General features: G+C 37.1%; 20 protein-coding genes. 8 read left to right on the top strand and 12 right to left on the bottom strand.

The genetic code is table 11. From position 1 onward, the window contains the following. Nucleotides 1-9: 9 nt before the first annotated feature. From AC3FI7_RS17380 to AC3FI7_RS17400, 5 genes are all read right to left on the bottom strand, one after another. A complete protein-coding gene (locus AC3FI7_RS17380) occupies nucleotides 10-4,164 on the bottom strand; it encodes a hypothetical protein (protein WP_491460594.1) in 4,155 nt (1,384 codons plus the stop codon). A 225-nt stretch (nucleotides 4,165-4,389) separates the two neighbouring features. Further along, complete coding sequence (locus tag AC3FI7_RS17385) at nucleotides 4,390-6,618, bottom strand: M14 family zinc carboxypeptidase (RefSeq protein ID WP_491460595.1); 2,229 nt, start codon at nucleotides 6,616-6,618, stop codon at nucleotides 4,390-4,392. 235 nt (nucleotides 6,619-6,853) lie between these two features. Then, entirely contained in the window at nucleotides 6,854-7,099 is a 246-nt protein-coding gene (locus AC3FI7_RS17390) for a hypothetical protein (protein WP_491460596.1), read from the bottom strand. A gap of 154 nt (nucleotides 7,100-7,253) precedes the next feature. Next, nucleotides 7,254-8,291: a patatin-like phospholipase family protein gene (locus AC3FI7_RS17395; protein WP_142726351.1), complete on the bottom strand. Its 1,038-nt coding sequence runs from the start codon at nucleotides 8,289-8,291 to the stop codon at nucleotides 7,254-7,256. 244 nt (nucleotides 8,292-8,535) lie between these two features. Further along, a complete protein-coding gene (locus AC3FI7_RS17400; RefSeq protein ID WP_142726352.1) occupies nucleotides 8,536-9,036 on the bottom strand; it encodes a M15 family metallopeptidase in 501 nt (166 codons plus the stop codon). Nucleotides 9,037-9,273: 237 nt separating this feature from the next. Here AC3FI7_RS17400 and AC3FI7_RS17405 point away from each other — a divergent pair, with 237 nt between their 5' ends. From AC3FI7_RS17405 to AC3FI7_RS17415, 3 genes are all read left to right on the top strand, one after another. After that, nucleotides 9,274-10,857: a Na+/H+ antiporter gene (locus tag AC3FI7_RS17405; protein WP_343660366.1), complete on the top strand. Its 1,584-nt coding sequence runs from the start codon at nucleotides 9,274-9,276 to the stop codon at nucleotides 10,855-10,857. A gap of 194 nt (nucleotides 10,858-11,051) precedes the next feature. Next, on the top strand, nucleotides 11,052-12,323 hold the full coding sequence (locus tag AC3FI7_RS17410) for a Y-family DNA polymerase (RefSeq protein ID WP_491460597.1): 1,272 nt from the start codon (nucleotides 11,052-11,054) through the stop codon (nucleotides 12,321-12,323). A gap of 54 nt (nucleotides 12,324-12,377) precedes the next feature. After that, nucleotides 12,378-12,647, top strand: coding sequence for a hypothetical protein (locus AC3FI7_RS17415; RefSeq protein ID WP_491460598.1), 270 nt, complete (start codon nucleotides 12,378-12,380; stop codon nucleotides 12,645-12,647). A gap of 30 nt (nucleotides 12,648-12,677) precedes the next feature. On the opposite strand, the gene AC3FI7_RS17420 is transcribed toward AC3FI7_RS17415, so the two are convergent. Next, nucleotides 12,678-13,289 carry a YdeI/OmpD-associated family protein gene (locus tag AC3FI7_RS17420; RefSeq protein ID WP_491460599.1) on the bottom strand — a complete coding sequence of 204 codons (612 nt, stop codon included), beginning with the start codon at nucleotides 13,287-13,289 and terminating at the stop codon, nucleotides 12,678-12,680. 5 nt (nucleotides 13,290-13,294) lie between these two features. Beyond that, complete coding sequence (locus AC3FI7_RS17425; RefSeq protein ID WP_491460600.1) at nucleotides 13,295-14,428, bottom strand: serine hydrolase domain-containing protein; 1,134 nt, start codon at nucleotides 14,426-14,428, stop codon at nucleotides 13,295-13,297. A 99-nt stretch (nucleotides 14,429-14,527) separates the two neighbouring features. Here AC3FI7_RS17425 and AC3FI7_RS17430 point away from each other — a divergent pair, with 99 nt between their 5' ends. Further along, a complete protein-coding gene (locus AC3FI7_RS17430; RefSeq protein ID WP_491460601.1) occupies nucleotides 14,528-15,856 on the top strand; it encodes a M48 family metalloprotease in 1,329 nt (442 codons plus the stop codon). A gap of 126 nt (nucleotides 15,857-15,982) precedes the next feature. Here the strand turns inward: AC3FI7_RS17430 and AC3FI7_RS17435 are convergent, their stop codons facing one another. From AC3FI7_RS17435 to AC3FI7_RS17445, 3 genes are all read right to left on the bottom strand, one after another. Then, nucleotides 15,983-17,512 carry a hypothetical protein gene (locus AC3FI7_RS17435; RefSeq protein WP_142726359.1) on the bottom strand — a complete coding sequence of 510 codons (1,530 nt, stop codon included), beginning with the start codon at nucleotides 17,510-17,512 and terminating at the stop codon, nucleotides 15,983-15,985. A 97-nt stretch (nucleotides 17,513-17,609) separates the two neighbouring features. After that, nucleotides 17,610-18,443, bottom strand: a complete 834-nt coding sequence (locus tag AC3FI7_RS17440; RefSeq protein WP_491460602.1) for a hypothetical protein — start codon at nucleotides 18,441-18,443, stop codon at nucleotides 17,610-17,612. 106 nt (nucleotides 18,444-18,549) lie between these two features. Then, complete coding sequence (locus AC3FI7_RS17445; protein ID WP_142726361.1) at nucleotides 18,550-20,091, bottom strand: glycine--tRNA ligase; 1,542 nt, start codon at nucleotides 20,089-20,091, stop codon at nucleotides 18,550-18,552. Between the two features lie 184 nt (nucleotides 20,092-20,275). Here AC3FI7_RS17445 and AC3FI7_RS17450 point away from each other — a divergent pair, with 184 nt between their 5' ends. After that, nucleotides 20,276-20,971 (top strand): pseudouridine synthase, encoded by a 696-nt coding sequence (locus tag AC3FI7_RS17450; RefSeq protein ID WP_142726362.1) that lies wholly within the window; start codon nucleotides 20,276-20,278, stop codon nucleotides 20,969-20,971. Between the two features lie 357 nt (nucleotides 20,972-21,328). Continuing rightward, nucleotides 21,329-22,366 carry a quinone-dependent dihydroorotate dehydrogenase gene (locus AC3FI7_RS17455; protein WP_491460603.1) on the top strand — a complete coding sequence of 346 codons (1,038 nt, stop codon included), beginning with the start codon at nucleotides 21,329-21,331 and terminating at the stop codon, nucleotides 22,364-22,366. A 30-nt stretch (nucleotides 22,367-22,396) separates the two neighbouring features. Here the strand turns inward: AC3FI7_RS17455 and AC3FI7_RS17460 are convergent, their stop codons facing one another. Then, nucleotides 22,397-23,287 carry a hypothetical protein gene (locus AC3FI7_RS17460; RefSeq protein ID WP_142726364.1) on the bottom strand — a complete coding sequence of 297 codons (891 nt, stop codon included), beginning with the start codon at nucleotides 23,285-23,287 and terminating at the stop codon, nucleotides 22,397-22,399. 28 nt (nucleotides 23,288-23,315) lie between these two features. Further along, entirely contained in the window at nucleotides 23,316-24,560 is a 1,245-nt protein-coding gene (locus AC3FI7_RS17465; RefSeq protein ID WP_142726365.1) for a DUF445 domain-containing protein, read from the bottom strand. Nucleotides 24,561-24,729: 169 nt separating this feature from the next. On the opposite strand from AC3FI7_RS17465, the gene msrB reads away from it, so the two are divergent. Both msrB and AC3FI7_RS17475 read left to right on the top strand, forming a co-directional pair. Further along, the gene (gene msrB / locus AC3FI7_RS17470; RefSeq protein ID WP_142726366.1) at nucleotides 24,730-25,209 is read left to right on the top strand and encodes a peptide-methionine (R)-S-oxide reductase MsrB; all 480 of its coding nucleotides are present in this window, start codon (nucleotides 24,730-24,732) and stop codon (nucleotides 25,207-25,209) included. Nucleotides 25,210-25,336: 127 nt separating this feature from the next. Next, complete coding sequence (locus AC3FI7_RS17475; RefSeq protein WP_142726367.1) at nucleotides 25,337-26,086, top strand: murein L,D-transpeptidase catalytic domain family protein; 750 nt, start codon at nucleotides 25,337-25,339, stop codon at nucleotides 26,084-26,086. The last annotated feature ends 5 nt before the right edge of the window (nucleotides 26,087-26,091 follow it).

Raw genomic sequence — 26,091 nt, forward strand, 5'->3', positions numbered from 1 at the left:
GTTTTTAGATTAAATTAGGAATCTTGATAGAGAGAGCTTTTCAGCATATTCTTGGGCATCAACCAGCTTATCGTCTTTGTCAAAAAGTCGGTTGGATGAACCGGTGAAGAAATCATCAGCAAATTTCAGGAAATTAATTCCATCCGTTGTAAAGGCTAATGTGTCTGACATTTCTGTATAAGGAGGTTTGACAAATTTGAAATTTTTGATTTTGTCTATGTCTACTCGGATCGTAACTCCATTCTCTGTATTGGCAAAAGCTTCAATGCCATCTATTCCTGAAAGTCCGGAAGCTAAAGCTCCATAAACCTTCACTAGAGAATCTGTTTTTGCCCATGTTGCGTCTCTTACAACCTCAATGGTTTGTCCCATGCATTCGTATTTTCTAGGAAACTCGCCTGCTTGGTCTAGGTCTCCAATGGTATTATACGAGGCTGTACTATCTAATTCTTTCAGAGAGAATTGGATCTGTTTTATGCTGGATTTATTTCCCATTAAAGAATTATCCTTCACAAAGTTACTTTCCGTAATCACCTCTCCCGGTACTTCAAACTCATTAGGATCTTCGGCACTAAATGGTAAAGCATGCGCTACTTTTAAGCCGATGCTTTCAGCCTGAAGAATATTTAATGGAGTTGGAAGTCTGGTAATCCAGGCTTTTCCTTGTTTTATGCCTTTAGGCTGTTTCATTTCATCTACAATAGATAGATAAAGAGAATCTCCAATGACAGGAACTTCACCTCCATTCCAGATTTTACCCGTTGCCATATAGAACTGAACAGCATCTTCAAATCCCGGGCGTACCGTAGCAACAACTCTTGCCATACCACTTTGCAGGAATGCTCTGAATAACGGATCTACATCTTCAGCCTGGTAAAGATTAGTCCATTCTGTTTTATTAGCCCAATAGTAAGGATACAGATAATAAGAAAGGTTTTCCCATTCGAAGGCCTGTTCCATAAACTTAAGGAAGGCAGTATATTTATCCAGTGTTGATGACAGATCTGTTTCATAATCTGTAAAGGTGCTTCCGGTAGTTAGCCCTGCCATACCATAGCCATGGGTAGAATTGGCTGATCTGTTGATCATATAAGAGATACAGTTTTTACGGAGTACCGTATTCTCGATCTGGCGATAAAATCCCGGATTGGATCCTTTAATCTGGATACCGGTAGCTTTTTCTTCCGCTATTTTCTGTTCGTAAATTGCTAAAGCCTTTTCATAGCTGTCAATAATGGCTTTGAATGTTTTCTGAAGCCATGCATTTCTTGCTTCCGGAGTAAGCTCTAAATTCAGTTTCAGAGTACCTTGCATAATTGGGCTTTCTCCTGTAGCAAAACTAAATTCCAGTTTATTTTTGATATTCAAGGTTGTTGTTGTTCCACTTACCTGTGTGCTGTTCGGTGAAGAAATCCAGTAAGTACCTTGTCCTCCAATAGTCATGAAAGCCTGGTGAGCTCCTTTAAAGCTGTGTGGATAAGTTTGGAAAGTATAATCAACAGTTTTTAATAAATAACCTTCCGGAACTTCAACTTCTCCGTTTCCGTTTACAATCTGAACCTTGTCATCATCTTTTCCTCCGAAGTTTCCATCACGTCCACTGAATGATTTACTTATAGCAAAGGATTCTGCAGGTCTCTCATCAATTTCGGCATTGTATTTACTTATCCAATATTTTAACGCAGCTTCGTTACCTAAAGATGAATAGTTTTCTAATGGCAGATAGCTTGCTTTTCTTGGGTCTTCAGGTTTTACAAGATCGCTCTTCGTTGCTGAATTGTCCAATGTCATTCCCAGCGTATGTAATTTAGCAGGTTGAGGAATCATAAATTCGAACATCAGACGCTTGCCATAATTATAGATTTGGTTTTTCATAAGTTTGTCTACCCAACGGAAAACACCCACAACATGCTTATCTCCTTTGGTATTATCAAAACCATGTTTATTATTCTCTTCAAACTCTTCAATGATCTTTTCAATTCTTTCTTCATGAACTTTTGTGACCACTCTGTCTAATGCTCTTGCTGTAATATCCTGAGCTTGGGTAAGCGCTTGTCTTGTACTTTCTTCTTTGGAAGAATGAGTGGCATATCCACCGGCAATTCCTGTACTTATTGTTGCCCCCATTGCTCCTGTTCCAGTTTTCCAGGTGGCATCAAAATGTGCCTGTACATTGGCATCTCTGGATTCCTGCAACATTTTGGCAATCTCAGTCTGCATTTCAAATCTGGTTGCAGTAGTGGTGTCTGTAAGTTTTTCTCTTTCAGTATCTGAAGATGTAGTAGTGGTGTTTTCGCTTCTTCTTAGTCTTCTTGTTGCTTTTTCACGGTACTCACGGGCCATTATGTTTTCAATATGAGCCACTTCCCCTTCTACATATGCATGGGTAGTCTGTTCTACTTTAAGATAGTCAGCAATACCGATTTGTTTAAATCCAAATCCGGAAGGGATATAAGAATCATCAGGTTCCTGCACAGGATCTTTAATTTCATTTACAAACTCAAAAGATGAGGTGTAGCAGGACTTCATTGAAATAATTCTTGGGAAGAAAGTCGTTACCTTACCATTGGTAAAGGTGATTTTAACATCCATTGTAAAGTTCTCTGTTTGAGAAATGTATACACCGTCTGTTGTTGCGCTTCCTAATAATTTACTTAAGAAAATCTTATTACCAACACGGCTTTTTTCAAAATAAGTACCGGAAATAGGTCCTGCATTGGTATAGAAAGTATAGCTCATACTTGCTACATTCCAGGAAGCATCAGGAACATCGATAGATAAGTCCAGACATGTATTTCTTAAAATATGCCTTGGGCATAACTGATAGGTAAAAGGAATCGTTTCTACTCTTGAGACAGGAAGAATGACTCCACCAATGCTTGTATAGCTTTCAGAATTATCCATGATATTATCCAGAATAACTTTATTAGCACTCTCCGTAGCGTTGGAAATAATGTCTTTTAATTCATTGAACGTATTTCTTCCTGCCAGCAAACGATCAATTAGTGATGAGTCATCAATTCTTTCTTTACCCGTCTCTGAAAAATCATATTCTAAAAGGGATAATATTGTATCAATGCTGTCGGGTTTCAATCCACTTACAAGAGTTTTCGCGTCAACTTCAGGACGGAAGGAGAATTCAAATTTCGGAAGCTTCGGATAGGGAATTTCTTCTGGTTTGTTACAAGGGTCTTCAGGATCATATGGCAACTCAGGATTTCTGATCTCACAATATTTTCTCCTTGCTTCTTCTACGCGGGCATAATATTCGTCAAGGATGGATTGGTTGGATTCGTTATGTTTTTCTTCACTGGCTTTATATTCTCGTGTATATTCTTTTTTATAACTGTTCTCAATAAGAGACATCTCTTTGGTTAACACTTCATATCTCTTGAGAAGAGCCTGGGCTTCCTGGATATTTTGCTGCTTTTCCATGTAAGAGGACGGTGATGTAACTTCTCCTGATTCTTTTTCCTCCATTTTTGAAGTAATGCCAATAGGGTTGGCATCCGGAGTATCCAGCATCAGTTCTCTGGGAATTACAACTCTTGCGGATAATAGATCTTTGTATTCATTTTCGGCCGGAGCTGAATTTTCAGAGGTAAGGGTATGGGCTGCCAATAAAACCTGCATGAGTCCTTCTTTAACATAAAAGTCTTTATGGGTAGCTATCTGATAAATTAAGTTGTTCCATAAATTGATGAGATCAGGAAATGCATAAGAAGAGGATAGTTTTACCTGATTCTTTTTCCCATTAAATTGATTATAAGAACAGGTGTTTTTATTTTTTGCAAGCCAAAGTGCGTAATCATACACAATGCCATAGGTTTGTTTCAATGCGTCCATATCAGCAATAAAATTGGCATTTTGGGCAAAAACAGCAGCTCTTTCTTTTAATAATTCCTGCTTGGGCCTTGTTCCTGTGGCTACAGGTACATAAAATGTATTGTCGCTTTTTAAAGAATCCGGAATTGTAATGAATTTTTTGCTTTGTTTATCTTCATCGGGTAATTGCGGACTTCTTAAGCTTACAAATCTGAAAAGTGTTTGTGATGGGTTGTTTGTGTTCATAGTGTTTGTTTGTTTATAATTAATAATTCCTTCTCCTATGAAGGATTTTCCGACGGTAAATGCGGATTTTGCTGATGTATTATTTGCTGGCATTTTTGTTTATTTTTTTGTATACTCAAGAGTTAGAGTAAACGAGTTGATACGGGAATAATTATAATCAGGTATATTCAATAGTTCTATGATGACCATTTTTGTTTCGATGGCGATAAAGGTTTTTTCACTATTGACTACCCGCAAATGCTGAGATACGGAAAATTTTTGGAGTTGGATGATGATAAAATAGATATAAAAATAAACTTGCAAAAGATTTTTGATAGTTTATTTTGTTCTGTTATATTCTTCTAAATGTTCGGCCAGAAAAATTCGTAAATAGTTGGTAAATGTTTCCAAGCCAAAAGTAATAGCATCACTGTCATGGCTTTTAAAAGCTGGATTGAATCGGAAGTTCTGACAGACCTCAAATGTTGAAGCATAAAGAGCTCCCAAAGATTTCATAGCAGAACCACTAAAGCCCGGGCCGTTATAGTTATTTGACTGTCCGATACAATAATCATCAGATTGTGGAATTAATAAAGATTTCGCCTTATATTTTGCTGACAGTTCTTTCATTAAAATATTGGCTGAACTTTGGCCTAATTCAGAACCAAGATTTACGACCCACGCCATATTATAATTTTTTGGATCTGCCTGCGGTGTTCCATGGAAATTGTGAAAATCTACACCCATTATCGTATTTGATGTAATTTTTTTCTGCATAAATTGATATACTGCCTGAGACTCAATTTCTGATAACGCTGCTAGACCAGGATAGGTAGGGTCTGTAGAAGTACCGCCACCTGCCCAGAATGCCGGAAAATTTCTATTTAAATCAACCGAGTTATAATTCTTTCGAGTTCCTGCACCGGATCCAGCGTTCCATCCGTGTGGATTGGCAAAGGGAATAATCACGAACTCAACGTTAAATCGCAAATATTCTAAAAACGGATGTGACTTCCAATTTGTCAGAACTTGTTTCATGAGTTCATAAACAACAAATGAAGGAGTCTTTTCAAAACCATGAATTGAACAATTTAAAAAAATCCTCGGCAATGTCTGAGCGTTGTTTCCGGTAGGATCGCCAGCGCTTAGTTTGTTAGGTAAAAATGTATAGCCATAAATTGGCAGTTTCCCTTCGGCATTTGTATCTGTAGGAACATCAGTTGTAAGCGTTTCCTTAATAATTGAGTATCCTGGAGGTACATTGGTGATAAGTTCATCCCATTTTAATGACCATTCTCTACAGTCTTCATAGGGCTTTTGGGGAATGCCAGAACCATCCGGACCTTCATAACTATCTAATATTGGGGCAGAATAATAATTATTAAAACTGTAGGACCTTGCAAATTTTACAAATCCTAAAGGATTATTAAAAACTTCTGATTTTTTATATAATATCCTACTTAAGTTACTATTATTGCTAACTCCTGAATTACTTTCAACCACTCTTTTCTGGTTGGGAACTTGAGACCAGTCAATTGTTACTTTTCCATATATTGTCGTATTAGATTCTCTTTTAGTCCCTGATCGTAGATAATACGTTTTTACTCCTGAGTGTAATACAGGATCATAAGACATAGAAAAAGCATTATTAAATTCATCTGCATATAGAAACAGAGCGGGCTTACCTGTTTCCGCATAAATAAAACCAAGGTATGAATTGTTAGCAGTAACGTTTTTCCCCAGTCCATAGAATGTTACCACCGCATTGTCTTTTACATTATAAAATTCCGCGTCTAAAATGGCTTTACTAAGCCAGAATTTTTCATCTGAAGTTCTCAATTCCTGCCAGGTTGAAAATGTTTTATTATATAAAACATCAGCAGATGCGACAGGCTTTACTGGGTAAGCAGTTGTCCCATTTGCATTGATTAGTGTATATCCTTTGGCTCCGAAAATATCCTGTAGTGTTGAATTTAAATTTAAAACATAAAATAACACATAGTCATTAATGCCTAAGGGCCTTGCCGCATTATCATAAATTGTAACCGCTCTTGCATTTGTACTTAATGTATTATAGACAATTGCATAATATGTCGGATTGGCCGAAGTATCAACAGATTGTGCCCGAACATTAAATACACCTTGATTGGTAATAATTTTATTTGTTGAAGTACCAATTAGTGTAACTGTATTAGCAACTGTATCAATGGTCAAGGTGGTGGAATGTGAGGTAAAAATGCCCGGTGACTTAGGAAAAGGGAAATAAACCTCCCAATTAGCATTATTCCCTGGAACAGCACTTGTAATATCTATTTTGGCTTTCCATAAAATATTAAGATACCGAACAATTTCCCCTGCTTTGTAAGAACCCAGAACCCATTCCCTAATTCCTCCTGTTTTTATATTTTCTAAGAGGCCCCCAACACTTAAGGCATCAATGTTGGCAATTTGGTTTAATGGAATCATTTCATCTTTATGCCAGTAAGAATCCTGCCACTCCCAGAATTCTTCCTGAACCGGAATATCTCCGTTTTCGAAGTATTTTTTTAATTCTTGTTTTGTTTTCATAAAACGTTGTGTGATGTATTAATTAATAAATTGATGGTTATGTACTGCCTTGTAATAGAGCAGGTCTATTTCTATGCTGTATTTAAGACATAGTTCTGGCTGTCCAGCATTTTGTGAATGGTGAATTCAAAAGTGTTGAGAAAGTTTAATGAGACTGCTTTGCGCGTATTTAGAGATTATAAAAGGAATACCGGACAGCGTCAGAACTGAGTATGGTTATTAGTTTTTTTAATATTTAAAATGAATCTTTTCCGAGAATATCATTCTCAAAATCTTCTCTGAAGAAGCTTTCTATATCGTTGAGATAATTTTCGTAATCCATCTCAATATTTTCGATATCGCTCCATTCTATTGTATAGAGGCCCTGATCGAAGGGAAGATCTGGATGATGATCTGGGGTTTCTACTTTTTGTATTATAAAATGAGGATTATGTTTTGAACATATCTTGGGTTGTTCAGGATAGGTGAATCTCGAATTCAAAGGTTTTTAAGATTTTTTGGATTATTATTTTGTGTCTTTTTTGATACTCCAAAGATATTGGGCCAAAACGACAAAACTTGACGTGTTTAAAAAATGTTTTATTTTTTTTGTATAAGCTTTAAAGATTATATTATCTCTTTATAAGTTAAAAAGCTTATATTTTATTTTTGATGAGTTTTTGAACAATTTGGTTCAATGTTTCCCTGTTATCATCGATATAACTTAATCCGGCCTGGATCAGATTTTCAATATTAGACCTTCTGACGTTGTCCATTGCCGGAGAAGCATTTTTCAGTGAAGGATTCAAGCGGTAATAATTTTTCTGGTTTCTGAGGCCTAAAGTCTGGAACATCTGTCCCAGCTGATAATCTACTGTTTCGGCATTCGCAGACATCAGAATGTCAACGATTGGGTTTACCCATCCAATTTTCCCTGCTTTTTCCAGTTTTTTAAAAGGATAAGGCCTGGCTTCAATTCCGGTTCCGATAGAGATAATGATCATATCATTTACGCTCGGATAATTGGCTTTCTGATGATTTTTCAACACTTCAGCAAAAGGGATTTTCCTTGCCTCTGCATAAGCACAAAGGGCGGGATTATTAGCGAACATTCCGCCATCAATCAGGCTGAAAATCTGCCCGTACATTGATTTGATCTGAACGGGGCTGAAGTAGGTGGGAGCCGCTGAAGTGGCTCTGCAGATATCTTTTACATAAAAGTTATCTGTGCTGAGGTTGGCTTTCCATGAGTTGAAAAGTTTTGCCCTTCTGTTTTCTATGTCATAACTTGTTATTAAACAGGGTTTTATTAATTCTTTTAATTCTAGATTCCCAAAAAAGTCATTTAAATTCCTTTCAAGTGATTCCTGTGGAATTTTTTCATTCAATAATCCGAATGGATTGATCAGCCTTTCCCAAAAGGAAACCTGGAAGATATCGCCGCCCTTTTCCGCATACAATTCCAAACCTTTCTGAATAGAATATTTTGCTTTTCGGGTTTCATCAGGACATAGAATAATAGAAGCAATCAGACCTCCGGTACTGCTGCCAGCCACCAGGTCAAAATAATCCCCAAGCTTAGCGGTGGGTTTATCATAATGCTGTAGCTGTTCTTCTATGTAACGCAGAATAATACAGGTGATGATTCCTCTTATTCCGCCTCCGTCCAAAGAAAGAATGGTTGTCTTTTTCATATTATTTTTTTCATTTTTTAGAAGAAACATTGAGCAGCTTTAGACAAGTAAAACCAATAGATTTCTGAAAAATGTCTATTGGTTTTAGCTTATTTATGAGGATGCTCTTGGTGTTTTTCTTATAAAGCAAATATAGAAGGAGGAAGCGTCAGAACTTGTCGTATTATAAATAATTTTAATTGGTTTAATTGGTTTAAATTGCGTTAAATCAAGTGGTTGTTCGTTTTGTTTCAATAAATAAGAATTAAAAAATAACATACCCCTGCTTATCTCTGGGCATCTTTAAAAGAGTTCTCCAGCTGGTTTTTACAGCTTCTTTTTTAGAGGGAATATTCTTTTTTTCAAAATGGGGAAGATCTTTAAATGTCTTCCAGTTTCCACCCCAGTCCCAGCCATGACGGGCAAAAATTTTTACACACTCGTACCAGTCTGCTACCTGATCATTATCCCAGTCTTTTACAGTATCCCAGCTTGCTGTTTTTCTGTCAATCATCAGGCAAATATCAACTGCAAGTCCGTAATTGTGAATACTTTGTCCTGCTTTGGCATTGGTCACCTTTTTTCCTGAAGTAATTCTTCCGATCGCATAAAGCTTTTCCTGCTCTTCAAAAGATCTTAACCCCTGAGTGATTCGTACCCGTGCTCTTCCGGTAAGTGCTTCATCACATTCCTGGATAATCTGCTTTACTTCATCTCTTACCAACGGATGAAGTTTCTGAATTCTTTCTAAGGTTACTTTGTCCATATTTCTTATTTTGTTACAGGACAAAAGTATAGCGCAGAAGCGACGAAACTTGACGTGTTTTATTTGAATTTTATATTAAATTCTACGCTATTCAGTCTCAGGCAAAAACATTTATGCCAGCAGATGTATAGGATATAAATTAACCTTCATCATAAAAAAACAGGAAAAAAACAGCCTTTAAATTTTTAAAAATCAAATAGAAGTAGTAAATATGATGTTCAAAAAACACAATATCAAATGCACACCATCCTACCTTTTTTATTGGCTATGATAGCAGCGATTGTGCTGCTGAACATGTGGGCAACAAAACTGAAAATTGCTTATCCCATTTTACTTGTTGTATTTGGGCTGCTTGTCAGCTTTGTACCGGGCTTGCCGGTTGTGAAGATCAATCCGGATCTCATCTTTTTTATTTTTCTGCCTCCTTTACTATTTGAAGCAGCATGGTCTATTTCCTTTAAAGAAATGAAAAGATGGTGGCGGATTATCGGAAGCTTTGCTTTTCTGGTCGTCTTTTTTACAGCTTTGGCAGTTGCCGTTACAGCGAATTACTTTATTCCCGGATTTACGATTGCTCTTGGATTTCTTTTAGGAGGAATTGTATCTCCCCCTGATGCGGTAAGTACGGGAGCTATTATGAGGTTTGTAAAAGTTCCGTCTGCGACTTCTGCTATTTTGGAAGGAGAAAGTCTGTTGAATGATGCCTCATCACTGATTATATTCCGTTTTGCGCTGATAGCGGTAGGAACCGGACAATTTGTATGGCAGGAAGCATCTTTGGATTTTTTATGGATGATCACCGGAGGTGCAGGTATCGGACTGCTGCTGGCATGGATCTTTGTGCAGGCTCATAAACGGCTTCCTACAGAACCTTCATCAGATATTGCACTGACAATTATTGAGCCTTATCTGATGTACTGGGTGGCAGAACAGCTTCATTGTTCCGGGGTTTTAGCGGTAGTCTGCGGTGGGCTGTACATGTCCGGTAAAAGAATGATATTCCTTAACAGTACCAGCCGTATAAGAGGCTACAGTGTTTGGGAAAGTTTTGTTTTCATTCTGAATGGCATTGTATTTTTAATTATCGGGCTGGAACTTCCTGAAATTGTCGGGGGACTCAGGTCTGAAGGTATTCCTTTGAGAATAGCCATTCAATATGGGATCTTGGTGACCGGTATTCTTATTGCTGCCAGAATAATAAGCTCCTATGCAGCAATGGTAGCTACAATTATTTTCCGTCCCAGTGTAGCACCCCGCGCATCTTCTGTAAAAAGACGCCTGATGATGCCTCTTATACTTGGATGGACGGGAATGAGGGGGGTGGTTTCATTAGCTGCTGCCCTGGCTATTCCGGTAACCCTCGAAAACGGGCTTCCTTTTCCCAACAGGAATCTTATCCTCTTCATTACTTTTGTTGTGATTCTGCTTACATTACTTGTACAGGGACTTACACTTCCATATCTGATCACATATGGCCGCGTATTTGACGATTTTGCAGATGAAGAGAAGGACAGACAGTCTAGAGATGAAATAAAGCACAAGCTGAAACAGCATGTTTATCATTTCCTTAAAAATAAGCATGAAAGTGAGCTGAACAGCCATGCCGGATTAGAAAGGATGCTGAAACACTGGGAAGAAAAGATACAGACCAATGATACGGAATGGATGAATGACAAAAATAAAGCTGTCTTTTTTGAAATGCTGGAAAGCCAGAGACAGTTTCTCGCAGAGCTCAACAAGGATGTTTCCGTGAATGAAGAAATCATCCGTCATCAGCTCTATCAAATTGACCTTGAGGAGGAACGTTTAAAGATGATTTAAACGCCGGTTGATGCGCTTATGCAAGAAAGTTTTTGAAAACAAAATTAAAGCGCTAATGCGACAGAACCTGTCGTATTATAAAAATTTATTCGTTTGTTTTTCAGTTTGTTAAATATGATGTTAATTATAGTCTAAAAGATAATTTTATTCTTAAAAAACTATAATTTTGTATCAATATTTATGATGCAATTGTCATGTACGCTCTGGTTGACTGTAATAATTTTTTTGTCTCCTGTGAAAGGACTTTAGATTCTGATCTTGAAGGCAAACCCGTTGTGGTTCTTTCCAATAACGATGGTTGTGTTGTATCCCGAAGTAAAGAAGCGAAAGACCTGGGAATTCCGATGGCGGCTCCTGCATTCAAATACAAAGAACTCTTTCAGAAACATGATGTAAAAAGCTTTTCTGCAAAATTTGAATTGTATAATTATAAAAGTCAGCAGGTCATCAATATCGCCAAATCCTATGTGCTTGATCATGAAGTATATAGTATTGATGAACTTTTTCTTGATTTAACAGGATTTAAGTATATCGATATGTATGAGTACTGCCTTAAAATTAAAGAAGAGATCAGGGAGAAAGAAAACATTCCCGTAAGTATAGGAATTGCGCCTACCAAAACTTTATGTAAAGTTGCGAACAGGATTGTAAAAGATTTCCCGGAGAATTTTAATGGAGTTTACATTTTAGAGACTCCTGAAAAGATAGAAAAAGCCTTAAAATGGCTTAATATAGGGGATGTGTGGGGGATAGGAAGAAGACTTGCTGTCAAAATGAATGACAGCGGAGTATACAAAGCCTGGGACCTTCTTCAGAAACCTGAAATGTGGGTACGGAAGATCATGGGAATTCATGGAGTAAGGATGATCAACGAGCTGAAGGGAATTCGCCAGCTGGAGCTGGATACTCCCTCTCCCAAAAAATCCATCGCAGTTACCCGAAGCTTTATGCAGATGATTACCAAAAAAGAAGAAGTAAGGGAACGGGTAGAAACTTTTGGAATGTATTGCTCAGAAAGATTGAGAAAGCAGAATACCTGCTGTAAAATGATTACAGTTTTTGTACAAACCAACCGATTCAGGAAAGATCTGCCCGAATACAAAAATGCAATGACCCGGATTCTTTCCAATCCTACCAATTCATCCATTCTGATTGGAAGAGTAGTTAACGAGCTTTTTGAAACAATTTACAGAGACGGGTTTCATTATAAAAGAGCTGGCGTAATCGTGAATGATTTTGTTCCTGAGGATCAGAGACAGATCAGCCTTTTTGAAGAAGACATACAAAATCAGCACCTTCCCGTGATGAAAGCAATGGATGCTATGAACAGAAAGTTCGGAAAGGATAAAGTCCGTCTGGGAAGTATGAGCGGAGAGAATACTTTCGGACGTGCAAAGCTGTCCCCTGAATATGAAGCCTTCCTGAAAAAGAATACATTACCGGAAGCCAATTTCAGATTTCACTAGACATTATTTTATTTTAAAAATTCTGTTTATTTTTCCCTTAGGATTTATTAGTGTATGAAAAATAAAACTGCTGATGTTAATAATTTATTGCGTAAATTATCTAAAGAAGATATTTCCGGATATGAATTCGTTAATTACTGGAATGGAGATACCACTGCCATAGGATTGAAAAAGAGAAACGTGCTTATCTATATTTCAACATTTGATTTTTCCCAAACCGGCCATTATGATATCATTATGGAAGAATTTGAAACAGGAGAAATATTGAGGGAAAGATTCAATATATCATATACTGAGCTTTTAGCTGATCTTCAGGGATTGTGAAGATTCAGAATATTTTATGTATAATCAGATTTATTTCCTTTCATATTTCCAGTTTCTTCCTTTACCCTCAGCGATCCATTCCAGAGACTGTTCCAATCTTTTATTTCTGGTAGCTTCTGTTTTGGCTTCCGTAATCCAGGAAATATATTCTTTTCTGAATGATGGTGAAGCTTTTTCAAAAACTTCCAGTGCTTTTGGCCGGGCATGCAGGGCTGACTGAAAATAATCAGGAACGTCCATTTCTGTTTTGGAGGATGGTGCTTTCTTCATGGTGACTCCCATATCTGTAAGTTCCATGGCTTCTTTAATCGCTTTTTTTAGCTGAGGTCTGGATGGAAGGTCTTCAATCCGGGTAATTTTTCCTAAGCTGAACATTGAGTTTTTTTCAATATCCTGAGTCATTTCCTGCATGGTTTTCATTTCCTTTTCCAGCCAGAACCCAAAAGTACAGTGCTGCTTGAAGGAAGCCATAGCACACAGGTTTTTCCCTTTATAGATAAAATGGGGAAAGCTCCACTTCATAGTTTCTTCAGCATCAGGACAGAATTCATGAACGGTTTCACGGATGTAATGCAGGACAGGCTTTGCAAAATCCTGTGATTTTTCAATATATGCGTCAATTTTAGGACTGTATTTTTCCATCGTATTTATTGGAATAATTGTACAATTTCATTCACAAAGAATTTTACCTGATCAGGTCTTCCTCTATCGTTTTTGGGGTTATTGAGATAGCTTCCGGTCTTTACAATAACGATATTATGCTCCGGAACCATGATGATATATTGGCCCTGTAATCCCAGGAAATAATAATGTCTGACCGGATTGTCATGGTTGATCCAGAGGCCCATTCCATAAATGTTTTCAGACTTTTCTGTTGGAGTTCTCATCTGTTCAATGAAATCTGCGTTAAGGATCTGCTGATCTCCGGCTTTACCATTATCCAGGAACAGTTGTCCAAGCTTGGCAAAATCTCTGGCATTAGAATGAATACAGCAATAGGTTTTTTCCATACCGTAATCGTCTGTACTCCATTTGGCATTTTGTTCCATACCTAAAGGCCTCCAGAATTTCTCTGATAAATAGCTTGCCAATGGTTGATTCAGCGCTTTTCTGAGCGCAAAGCCAAGAAGCTGAGTAGAACCGCTCTGGTATTCGAACCTGGTTCCGGGTTCTTCCTTGAATTTTCTTGAGAATAGGGCTTTTACAAGACTTTTTCCATAATAAGCTTTAGCATTGGGAAGAAAAGGGTTATTGTAATTTTCATCCCAATCCAGCCCGGCTTCCATTTGTGCCAAGTTTTTAAGCGTAACCTGATTTCCAAATGCTTTATTTTTAAAATCCGGGTAAAAATATGAAAGCTTTTCATGAATGTCCGTAATAACGCCTTCTTCCAGTGCTTTTCCCAATAGCATTACCGTCACCGCTTTTGCCATCGAAAATGAATTGGTTTGTGATAACTGATTATAACCTCCCCAATACTGTTCATGAAGAATTTTCCCATTTTTTATGACTACAAAAGCCGCTGTTCTGGAATGTTTTAAGTTTTCAACTAAATGTTTCGGTAACTCTTTTTTGTTGTAGTCCGGATCTTTTTCCCAGCGTTTGGGTTTCTCAGCAGCAATAGGATGGCTTGGGAAAAGATTTCCGTCATCAATGTGTGCGCTTGATTTTCCTTTCAGATAGGTTTTGGAAATACCACTAAATAAATAATCATATCCCAGGAAATAAGCAGCTACAGCGCCTGCTACAGCTCCGCCTATCATATACTTCAGTATTCTCATTTTTTCATGAATGGGTCTTAAACAAATTTAAAATAATTTGACAATAAAATTTAAAATGAACCGGCAAATAAGTTATTTTTGTTCTTATTGATGAAAACTATGACCAGAAAACTTTTTGTATTGGGATACCTTTTATTTTCGATGATGGGAATGGCACAGATGTATAAACCGATAGATACTGCAGATTATACAAAGAGAAAGGTGTTCTTAAAGAATTTTGAGACAAATAATGAAATAACAATAAAGAGATTAAAGTCCCAGTATTCCGGGAAAACAGGCTCTGAATTATCCAGAATTTACAAAGAATTCGGAACTGATTTTGAAAAGCAGGTGAAAAATAAAGACTTTATTTTTAAATCTGAGTTTGAGACCAGTATACAATCTATTATTCAACGGCTGAAAAAGAATAATCCTAAAATTCCTCAAGACCTGAAAATTCTGATTGCAAAGGACAATACGCCCAATGCTTACTGCCTTGCTGACGGAACTTTTGTTATCAATATGGGATTGTACAGCTGGCTGAATAATGAGGAGCAGATTGCTGCTGTGATTTCCCATGAACTGGGGCATAAAATAGAGGAGCATTCCCTGAGGACCTTTTTAAAAATCATCGAACAGGATAAGCTGGATAAAATCGTTGTTGAGAATATAAAATCTACTACAACAAGCAGAAGCCAGATCCAGAATCAGAAAGCTTTTGATATTTTTAAAAATACAGTCTATAAGAAAGGGGTAGAGAGAAGACAAAATGAAATGCAGGCAGACTCTTTAGGATATGTTATTTTTAAAAACAGTGATTTTAAAAAGGCTGAGTTTGTCAATGCACTGCAGAGATTACAGGATTTTGACACAATTTCACCAAGGGAACTGAAGGTAGAAACGTATAAAAAACTGTTTAACCTTCCCAAACAGGCCTTCAATGAAAAATGGATGAAAAAGGAAGATTTTTCATTATACAACTACAACTTTTACAAAGAGAAACTGAATAAAGATTCTCTGGCATCGCATCCTGAAGTTTCCAGAAGGATTGAAATGCTTAAAAAAACATTTGAAGAACTGAAAGCTTCTGCTTCTCCGGAAAAGCCTTCGGATCTGTTTATAACATTAAAGAAAACAGCAAGAATGGAAATTTTACCCAATTATTTCCATTCTGAAGATTATGGACTGGGAATATATGCTGCCATGCAGTTTTTGCAGGATGAAGAGGAAGAAAAATATTATAAAAGCTGGCTGGGAAGATGCTTCTCCAAAATATATGAGGCAAGGAAAAACTATAACCTCAACCGGTATCTGGATAGGATAGAGCCTAAAAATCAAAGCGAAAGCTACCAGCAGTTCCTCAACTTTATGTGGAACTTAAGCCTTGATGAAATAAAGAATATTGCAGACTATTACCAGACGAATGATACTATAGCAAAGGTAAATTGATTTTCATTATAAGTGAAACATCAATAAAAACGGGCTTTAGCCTCTTTTTGAAATAAAAAAAATCCGCTGACTTTAGCCAAAACATAAAAGAAAGAACCCTGATGTTTCGTCAGGGTTCTTATTATTTTAGTAATTTAATTTCTCCAATCGGATCTTATTGAACTTTTCCTTTTCATTATACTCACGAAGCAGTATATAGCCTTCTTTTCCTACATACGGAGTCACTATATAATTATCTTTTTCAGAGATCGGAATGATCTCCTGTTTGAATTTTCCGTCAATAATGGTATTGATAAACAGATTCCATCTTTTCTGCCTGGTGACTTCATCTTTTTGATAGTCACGGTAGAAAAATACCACATCTTTTCCTCCGTTGAGGTATTGTGAGAATAGGTAATCACTGTTTACCCATTTTGATTTTTCCTTTTCAAAAACCTGGACGTTTTTCACTTTGAAATCTTTATCGGTATAGATATACACAAGATCTGTAGTCTTCGGGGCGGTATATTGAGTTGCTGGTTTGTATTTTTCGGATAAAATACCCACGCTTCCGTCATTCATAAAGTACATATCTTTGGTCTGGAGCATATAGCCGTTTTCTACAATACCATTCCTGTTGACCTTTGGAAGAAATGCCGATATATTGGGCTCATAATTGATCGCCTTCGTATCTACGGAGAAATCTGACTTATTAAGGATCATTCTGGCAAATCCTACTGATTCGGAATCATCATAGTTTCTTCCCAGCAGCACTACTTTATCATCAAAAGTTTTATCATTATCAATCTTCCTGTACCCGGAGTAAAAAGAGTCTATACGGTCTATTGTATCATCAGATAACCCTGTAACAGGTTTGTTGGAAGTTTCCTTTCCTGTTTTCATATCAAGAACCATGAGACTGAATGTTTTCTGCTTGTCATTCACTTTTTTCATAATACAGTACATATAGTTCTCATCTCTTTCCAGAACAGATAAAGTGGTATACACTTTTTTGCTTCCGTCTGTATTGTATCTGTATCTCCAGACCTCCTTTTTATTCGGATCAAATTTTATCAGACTGTTGCTGTTTTCATATTTTCCGTAATCTTTGTACTCAACGGCAAAGTAACCTCCTTCTTTCAGCTCTCCGACAGCAGAGACATAATTGTAGCCTTTTTCTTTTTTCTCATCACGGTTTTCTTTACGCTGTTCTTTCCAGCTTTTGGGTTCATTGATCTCTTTGAATGTTCCATCCTCAAGATAGTCATAATATATTTTTCGGGTAATTGAGTTTGTTTTTGGATCTATTACCATCGAAACAGGAGTAAACACCTCTTTACTTTTTATCAGGGAATAATCCATCATGGAAGGTTTTAGGATGATCTGTCCCTTAAAATCAACATAGCCTAAATAAGAGGCCGCAGTGATATCTCCTTCAAATTCTTTATTGGCAACAGGGTTGAGGTTTTTATCCAGGATTACGTATTCGAACTTTTTGGTCTTGTCACCGGATTTTCCGTAAGAATATAAAGAAACGTAACCGTAAAGATTGTCCTTATCATCAAATAGAGCATTCATGCCCACGTGATCTCCGGCAGCCAGTGTTGTCAGATCCTGAGTCTGGGAAAATGCAAAGGTCTGGATCAGCCCAAACACCATTAGTGTTATTTTTTTCATGGTTAAAATTTGAGGGATAAAAGTAATAAATTAACGGATATGTTGATGAAAAATAAAAGCCCTGAAAATAAGTTCAGAGCTTACTATATAAAAGTTACTAATAGTATTCGTAAAGCCAGTTATGAGTGCTTGTTCCATAACCGGAGATATTATAAGTGGTAACGGCTTTGGTAGGGTAGTTATCTGCATTAAGAGTATAAACTGAACTGATTTTGTTGGTTCCATTGGATGAGCCTGAGTAAGTCTCTGTCTGGTTCAGCAGATTATTATAACCTATCTGCCCGTCACTTACATCAAATAGATTGATCTTAACAAAACCTTTTATATCTTTCATAGGATTATTGAATGTGTCATAAGTGTTGGTAATATTATAGGTGATTCCATTATGAGTATAGCTTGCTGAAGCCACATTTCCGCTGTTGGTTAAATAAACATCCACCTGTGCAAATACAAGATTTGAATACGTTCCTGTTGAAGGATTATAAGCTCCACTTTTATATTCTTCAAACTGAACATGCGTATCACTGATATACTGATAAATTTTAGTATAAATAAGTGTTCCCTGTTCTTTATCAGTTATCTTTTCCGTTGAAAGCCTTCCATTAGAATAGGTGAATTCTCTCATAAGAACCAGAGATCCGCCAATATATTCTTCTGTTTTAGCAATATAATCTCCACTGTAAGTATAAATAACTCTATCGTCATCTGCTGCATTGTAGGTTTCTACAATCTTATTTCCATTATATTTAAACTCCACCACATATGTAGAACCTCCCGGACTAACATCAGTCGCTTTCTTTACAAGATGAAGAGGCCCGTTATTATTGTTATGAGAATTATTGCTATTGTCTCTGTGATCAGCAGGATTATCATTAGACACACAGCTTGAGAGCACTGCCACAGTCAGTGAAGACAGAATCAGTTTTTTCATGGTTATTTTTAGTTTAGTTTTTAGTCCGCTAAAAATAATACTTTTTGTGGTATGTTCGTCTGGAACGTATAAAAAATAAAAAAAGCCCTGAAAAAGGGCTTTTATACTATATTTTAGAAAGTAAATTTCTGAAGTTCGTTTTCTCATCGATGATTCTTCTCAACTCTGACACAGGTACTCTTTCCTGCTGCATCGTATCCCTGTCTCTGATCGTTACGGTATGATCAACAAGAGAGTCGTGATCCACAGTGATACAGTATGGAGTACCGATGGCATCCTGTCTTCTGTAACGTTTTCCGATCGCGTCTTTCTCTTCGTAGAATAAGTTGAAATCGTATTTCAGATCATTGAAGATCTTTTCTGCATACTCTGCCAGGCCGTCTTTCTTCATCAATGGAAGAATCGCTGCTTTAATTGGCGCCAATGCCGGAGGTAGTGATAAAACTGTTCTTTCAGAACCGTCTTCCAACACTTCGTCTCTCAGGCAGTGTGCAAATATGGAAAGGAATAATCTGTCTAATCCTACTGACGTTTCCACTACATAAGGTACATAGTTTTCGTTTCTTTCAGGATCAAAGAACTGAAGCTTTCTTCCTGAGAATTCCTCATGAGCTTTTAAGTCGAAATCTGTTCTTGAGTGAATTCCTTCCAGTTCTTTAAATCCAAAAGGGAAGTTAAACTCAATATCAGCAGCAGCATTGGCATAATGAGCCAATTTCTCATGATCATGGAATCTGTAATTTTCGTTTCCTAACCCTAATGCCAGGTGCCAGTTCAGACGTTTCTGCTTCCATTGCTCGTAGAATTCAAGTTCTGTTCCCGGAGCTACGAAGAACTGCATTTCCATCTGTTCAAATTCACGCATTCTGAAGATAAACTGTCTTGCTACAATCTCGTTTCTGAATGCCTTACCGATCTGCGCAATACCGAAAGGAAGCTTATGACGGGAAGTTTTTTGTACATTTAAGAAGTTAACGAAAATACCCTGAGCCGTTTCAGGTCTCAGATAAAGATCCATTGCAGAATCTGCAGAAGCTCCAAGTTTTGTTCCGAACATCAGGTTGAATTGTCTTACCTCCGTCCAGTTTTTAGAACCTGTATCAGGATCAGCAATTTCAAGCTCTTCAATCAAAGCCTTTACATCAGCAAGATCTTCATTTTCTAAAGATTTTGCCAATCTTGAAAGAATAGCTTCTCTTTTTGCTCTGTATTCCAGGATTTTTGGATTCGTAGCAACAAACTGATCCTTATCGAAAGCATCCCCGAATCTTTTCGCTGCCTTTTCGATTTCCTTGTTTTCTTTATCTTCAATTTTAGCACAGTAGTCTTCCACCAGAACGTCTGCTCTGAAACGTTTCTTGGAATCTTTATTGTCAATCAATGGATCGTTGAAAGCGTCTACGTGGCCTGATGCTTTCCATGTTGTCGGGTGCATCAAAATTGCCGAATCAATACCCACAATATTTTCGTTAAGCTGTACCATAGCTTTCCACCAGTATTGTTTGATATTATTTTTTAGTTCGGCCCCATTCTGTCCATAATCATAAACAGCGGATAAACCATCATAGATCTCACTCGATGGGAAAATAAAACCATATTCTTTAGCGTGAGAAATCACTTTCTTGAAAACATCTTCTTGCTTTGCCATAATTTTTTTAACGTCTGATGTGCAAAAATAGTGAAAATGTGGGAAGATAGAAGCGGCAAGATGGAAGTTTTTATGATGCAGGAATTTAGGAGCCGGGAACCTGCTTTTCACTATATCTTTTGCTTCGCAAAAGGATGCCGTTGCAATCAGGGCTATATCGGTTGAAAATCTCTACTTTTGCAACATGTTAGAAATTCTTTATCGCGACGAACATCTTATTGCCATCAACAAACCCAGCGGATTACTGGTTCATAAATCCTTTTATGCCGGAGAAGCTGATACCTATGCTATTCAGGAGCTGAAGAAACAAATTGGACAAAAAGTGTTTCCTGTACATAGGTTAGACCGGAAAACCTCAGGTGTTCTGCTTTTTACTTTAGATAAAGACACTCTTAAAATCATGAGCGAACAGTTTGCTTCACGCGAAGTAGAGAAGAAATATCTGGCCATTCTTCGAGGCTGGACAAAAGAAGAAGAAACGATTGATTATGATTTAATTAATGAAAATGAAGTCAGGCAGAATGCAGTTACAAACTATCGCCGTTTGCAGACTTCGGAAATAGATCTCCCTTTTTTAAAACATCAGACTTCAAGATATTCTTTGGTAGAAGCCATTCCTGAAACGGGACGATTTCATCAGCTGAGAAAACATTTTAAACATATTCTGCATCCTATTTTAGGCTGCAGAAAACACGGTTGTAATAAACAAAATAAGTTGTGGCTTCAAACATTTGGTATCAATAAAATGACGCTTCATGCCCATCAGTTGATTTTTAATCATCCTATTTCTAACGAAAGAATTACCGTAAATGCTACTATAGATGAGGAATTTAAAAGAGTAGGAGATATTCTGAATTTTGATCTGGGTGCTTACCTTTAAGATTTTAATATCCCTGTCAAGGTTTTTAAATCTTGACAGGGATGATGTAGGTATTTCTCTGTTTCTATTGCTTTGACGCAATGCTCCAAAGTTTATTGAAGAATGATTTATTGATCGCTAAGTCACTTCATTCAGGAAGGCTGATAGCGCGGGCTTCGTTTAGTGAAACGACCTTGCGAACAAAATGTTTTCAGATCATATTTCTTTGCGATCGTAGCGTTAAAATATCTTACTCATTCGCAGTTTGGACAAAATGTTTCTGGTTTATAGATACTATATATCAGACGTTTTGATAAAATATCATAGGTTAATCCATGATTAATTTTAAAATGAGTAATTTTGTAAAACTTTTTTTCAATGTACAAATCGATCATTCGTCCGATTCTTTTCAAATTTGATCCCGAAGATGTCCACCACTTTACTTTTTCGGTACTTAAGAATTTTGGATTTCTCACTAAATTATTCTTCCCGAAACCTGTCGAAGACAAACGTCTGGAAAGAGAAGTTTTCGGATTGAAATTTAAAAATCCTGTAGGACTGGCTGCCGGTTTTGATAAAAATGCAGTACTGTTCAATGAACTGGCAGACTTAGGTTTTGGATTTGTAGAAATCGGAACTGTTACGCCAAGAGCTCAGGCCGGAAATCCCAGAAAAAGATTATTCCGTCTCATTGAAGACGGTGGGATCATCAACAGGATGGGGTTCAATAATGACGGTTTGCAGGCCGCTATTGAAAAACTTAAATCCAACAAAGAAAAAATAATCATCGGTGGAAACATCGGAAAAAATACGGATACAAGCCCTGAAAACTATACCCAGGATTATCTGGACTGCTTTGAAGGTCTTCATCCTTATGTAGACTATTTTGTACTGAATGTAAGCTGCCCGAATGTAGGAAGTCATGCCAAACTTGAAGATGTAGAATATCTTAGAGAGCTGATTACAGAAGTAAAGAAAATAAATCAGTCAAAAACTGTACAGAAACCCATACTCCTGAAAATTGCACCGGACCTTAATGACAATCAATTAGACGAAATTATTGAGCTGATTGCAGAAACAAAAATCGATGGTATTGTAGTTTCCAATACCTCTGTAAACCGTGAAGGACTGAAGACTTCCCCGGAAGTTTTAGAACAGATAGGAAATGGAGGGTTAAGCGGAAAGCCGATCCGGGAAAGAAGTACAAAAATGATTAAATACCTTTCTGATAAAAGCAACAGGGCATTCCCTATCATTGGGGTAGGAGGAATACATTCTGCAAAAGATGCCATGGAAAAGCTGGATGCAGGAGCAAGTCTTGTCCAGTTGTATACAGGATTTATTTATGAAGGACCAGAGCTGATTAACAATATCAATCAGGAATTACTAAAAAGAGCAGGCAGATTACCGAGATAATATAGAAGAGAGTTGATATGACTCTCTTTTTTATTTTGACTTCATGACGGTCGCATTTTTAATATCAACGGTAAGTGTATGGGCAGGAGAACTTTCAGATTTACCTATTTTATAAGTAATCGTTTGTTTGTCTTTGGATTTTGTTCTGGTAACATCGTAAATATTTTCCCGGCAGCTTTCAGTAAGGAATTCTTCATAGTTTTTATAGTTCCAGTCTTTTGTAAAATAGAGAACTCTGTAGCCTTTTTCACCATCGCTTGCCCCACATTGCCCACAGGCATTAAAATTTGACGTTTGCTCAAAATAAAGCAGGACCCTGTTCCCATTTTCTCCTGAAGCATAAGAGACCAATTCATTTCCGCCTGCTTTGCTGATAAAGTCGTATGTATTGATCTTTTTATTATTGGGTAAATAGAGATAATTATTGAGGCGATAGATCATGACATTACCTGTAAATAACTTTACCGGCTGTTCTTTTTTACCCCTATAAAAATGCCCGGAAATCGGATTACTGTTCGTGCTGAGGGTTTCAAATATTATAGACTCCTGTGGAGCCAGTTTCTGTGCTATTTCATCTGTCTTTTCTACTTTCTGAAGTGATGTGATCTGCTCCTTCAGCAGCATAGAATTCTGTTTTTGCTTTGTTCCAAAATGATATAATGAGAGATTGCCATAATAATCATAAATTCCAGTGAGTGGAATTTTCTTTTTGTATTTATCATAATAGTACCATCCGTCAACATAATGCTGATATTGGTCACAATCTACTATTCCCGTATAGTTAAGGTGTATGGTAATGGGAATCCCGCTGATCTCTCCGGTAAAAGTCTGCGTAGTATCTGTGGTTTTCTTTAATTCAACATTCTGACACAGCACGGATGTGAGGAAAAAGAAAAAGAATACAGAAAAAATTTTTCTCATGGTTGGCTGGGGGTGTGGTTTTAGTTTTTTAAATGAAAAAATGGGCAATGGTATAAATAATAAGCCCTACCAGGCCTCCTACCAGTGTTCCGTTGACCCGGATAAACTGAAGATCTTTTCCCACTTCCAGTTCCAGCTTTTCGCTCAGTTCTTTTCCCTGCCAGTTGCCAACAGTTGTGCTGATAAGATTCCCAAACTGATGGGTGTTTTTAAGAATATATTTATAGGCTGTCACACGTACCCAATGGTCAATTTTGTTCTGAAGGTTTTCATCTGTCTTTAAGTTTTGTGCAAACTCATTCAGATTTTTAGAAACATAGTTCTTCAATGCGGAACGTTCTTCCTGAAGTTCTTTCATCAGTGTTTTTTTCACAGAAACCCAGATGTCATTCGAATATTCATCCAGTTTATCATTTTTCAGAAGACCGTTTTTGATGGTTTTAAACTCTTCATCCCATTTTGGATCCTCTTTCAGATCAATGGAGAATTCATGAATCTTCTGAGTGATTAATGATCTTACTTCATGTTGAGGATCTTCCTCTATTTCCTTAAAGAAGTCAGAAAGCCCGTCAGCAATCTTATCAGCAATTTTATTATCTACAAAAGAAGGAATAAATGAGTAACTGCCTTTCTTTACACGTTCCTGAATCATTTCATCGTTTTCAAGAATATATTCTTTGATCTGTTTCGAAAGATTGGTGATGATTCTCTGATGATCATTCTTTTCAAGAATATAGCCAATTCCGTTTCCTACTACTTTATTAAGCTTAATATCATCGGTCATCTCAGAAACCTTTTTGCTGATGAACTGACTTACTGCAGAGTCATCCAGCTTATTGAGGACATCCAGTACAATATCAGATAAGTTTTTAAGCAGTATTTCCTGGTTCTTTTCTTTTCCCAGCCATTCTCCGACAAAATGGGATACTTTAAGCTTTTGAATATAAGGGCGAATGTTCCGTGGAGAAAGAAAATTGTTGACCACAAAACTTCCCAGATTATCTCCTAATTTTTGTTTGCTGTTTTCAATAAGGTTGGTGTGGGGAATCGGAAGGCCTAGAGGATGACGGAACAGTGCCGTTACAGCAAACCAATCTGCTAGTGCACCTACCATGGCCGCTTCGGCAAAAGCCCGTACATATCCGACCCAATGGGAAGTGTTGGATTTCTGTAGTAAAGTGGTAATGATGAAAATAACGGCCATCAGGACAAATAATCCTGTGGCAAATGCTTTATATTTTCTGAGCTGTTTTCTTTTTGCTTCGTCATTCATATTCTCAAATTTACTAAATTTGGTTACGAAATCATTTTTAATCTTAACCAGCGCTTTTAACTTCTAAAAGATACAAACTTTTATGTCTTTTCAGGTAAAACCGGAGAGTCTTAATTAAGAAATGAAATTTTTAGTTTCAGCTATTATATTAATTATACTGCATTCCTGTATGCAGAAATATCAACCTATTAAAAAATCCTCTATGGAAAATACAGAAGCAAAAAATAATCCATACTACTCCAGAACAGATACCACAAAACTTAATGTTTCCAATGAAGAGTGGAAAAAGCTCCTGGCCCCGGACCTGTATGCCATCGCAAGAGAAGCTGCGACTGAAAGGGCTTTTACCGGAAAATATAACGAATTTGATGAGATAGGAGAGTATTATTGTGCTGTATGTGGAAATCATCTCTTCCGTTCTACCTCAAAATTCTCTAGCAGCTGCGGCTGGCCAAGTTTCTTTGAAGCAGATAAAGAAGGCGTCTATTACAAAAGAGATCAGTCCTATGGAATGGATAGGGTGGAGGTGCTTTGCAAAAGATGTGATTCCCATCTTGGACATGTTTTCGATGATGGCCCGAAGCCTACAGGATTAAGATATTGTATGAATTCTATAAGTCTGGAATTTGTTCCGGATTCTCAAAAATAGCCACTTTAATTCACAAAATCAGGACGTTAAAGTTTCTTAAATAGCGTTAAACTTTTTAGAGTTATAACCTCCTGGTAATTATGTTTTTATAATTTTGCCCCACTAATTTGGATTTATATATTATTGAATGAAAGGATTTTATAGCGTACTAGGCCTTGTTTACATGGTGACGACTTCATTCTACATTTCTCCGAAAGTGGTGGTGAAAAGTGAGAATGTCAAAACGAAAACTGAAAAAGTAGCTGACACGAAATCTGAGAAGAATACAGCCGTATCTTCATCAGAAGCACTATACCATTCTATTGCATTTGACCCTGAACATGAACTGAACTATGAAGTGTTCTCAAAAGCATTGACTGGCTATGAAAATTTAAAAAAAGCAGGATTGCTTACCCAGGATTCGCATTTATTAACTATCTGCGATTTTTCTATGTCTTCAAATACAAAGAGACTTTGGGTAATTGACCTGGAAGATAAGAAAGTTCTGTTTAACTCATTGGTAGCACACGGAAAAAATACAGGCGAAGAATTTGCGACGAATTTTTCCAACAGGGAAAGTTCGCTGCAGAGCAGCCTGGGATTTTATATCACAGATGCAACCTATCAGGGGGACAACGGATATTCTCTGAAGCTGTTGGGAATGGATAAAGGCTTTAATGATGCTGCCTACAGAAGAGCAATCGTACTTCATGGAGCGGATTATGTAAGCGATGCATTTGCAGCCATGCATAAAAGAATCGGAAGAAGCTGGGGATGCCCTGCTGTTCCAAGAGAACTGACGCAGTCTATCATTAATACCATTAAGGGACGAAACTGTCTGTTTATCTATTATCCTGATCAGAATTATCTTTCCTCTTCAGAATGGTTGAAAGCATAAAATAA

It is taken from the genome of Chryseobacterium sp. TQ-BC-N36 (genome assembly GCF_058382295.1).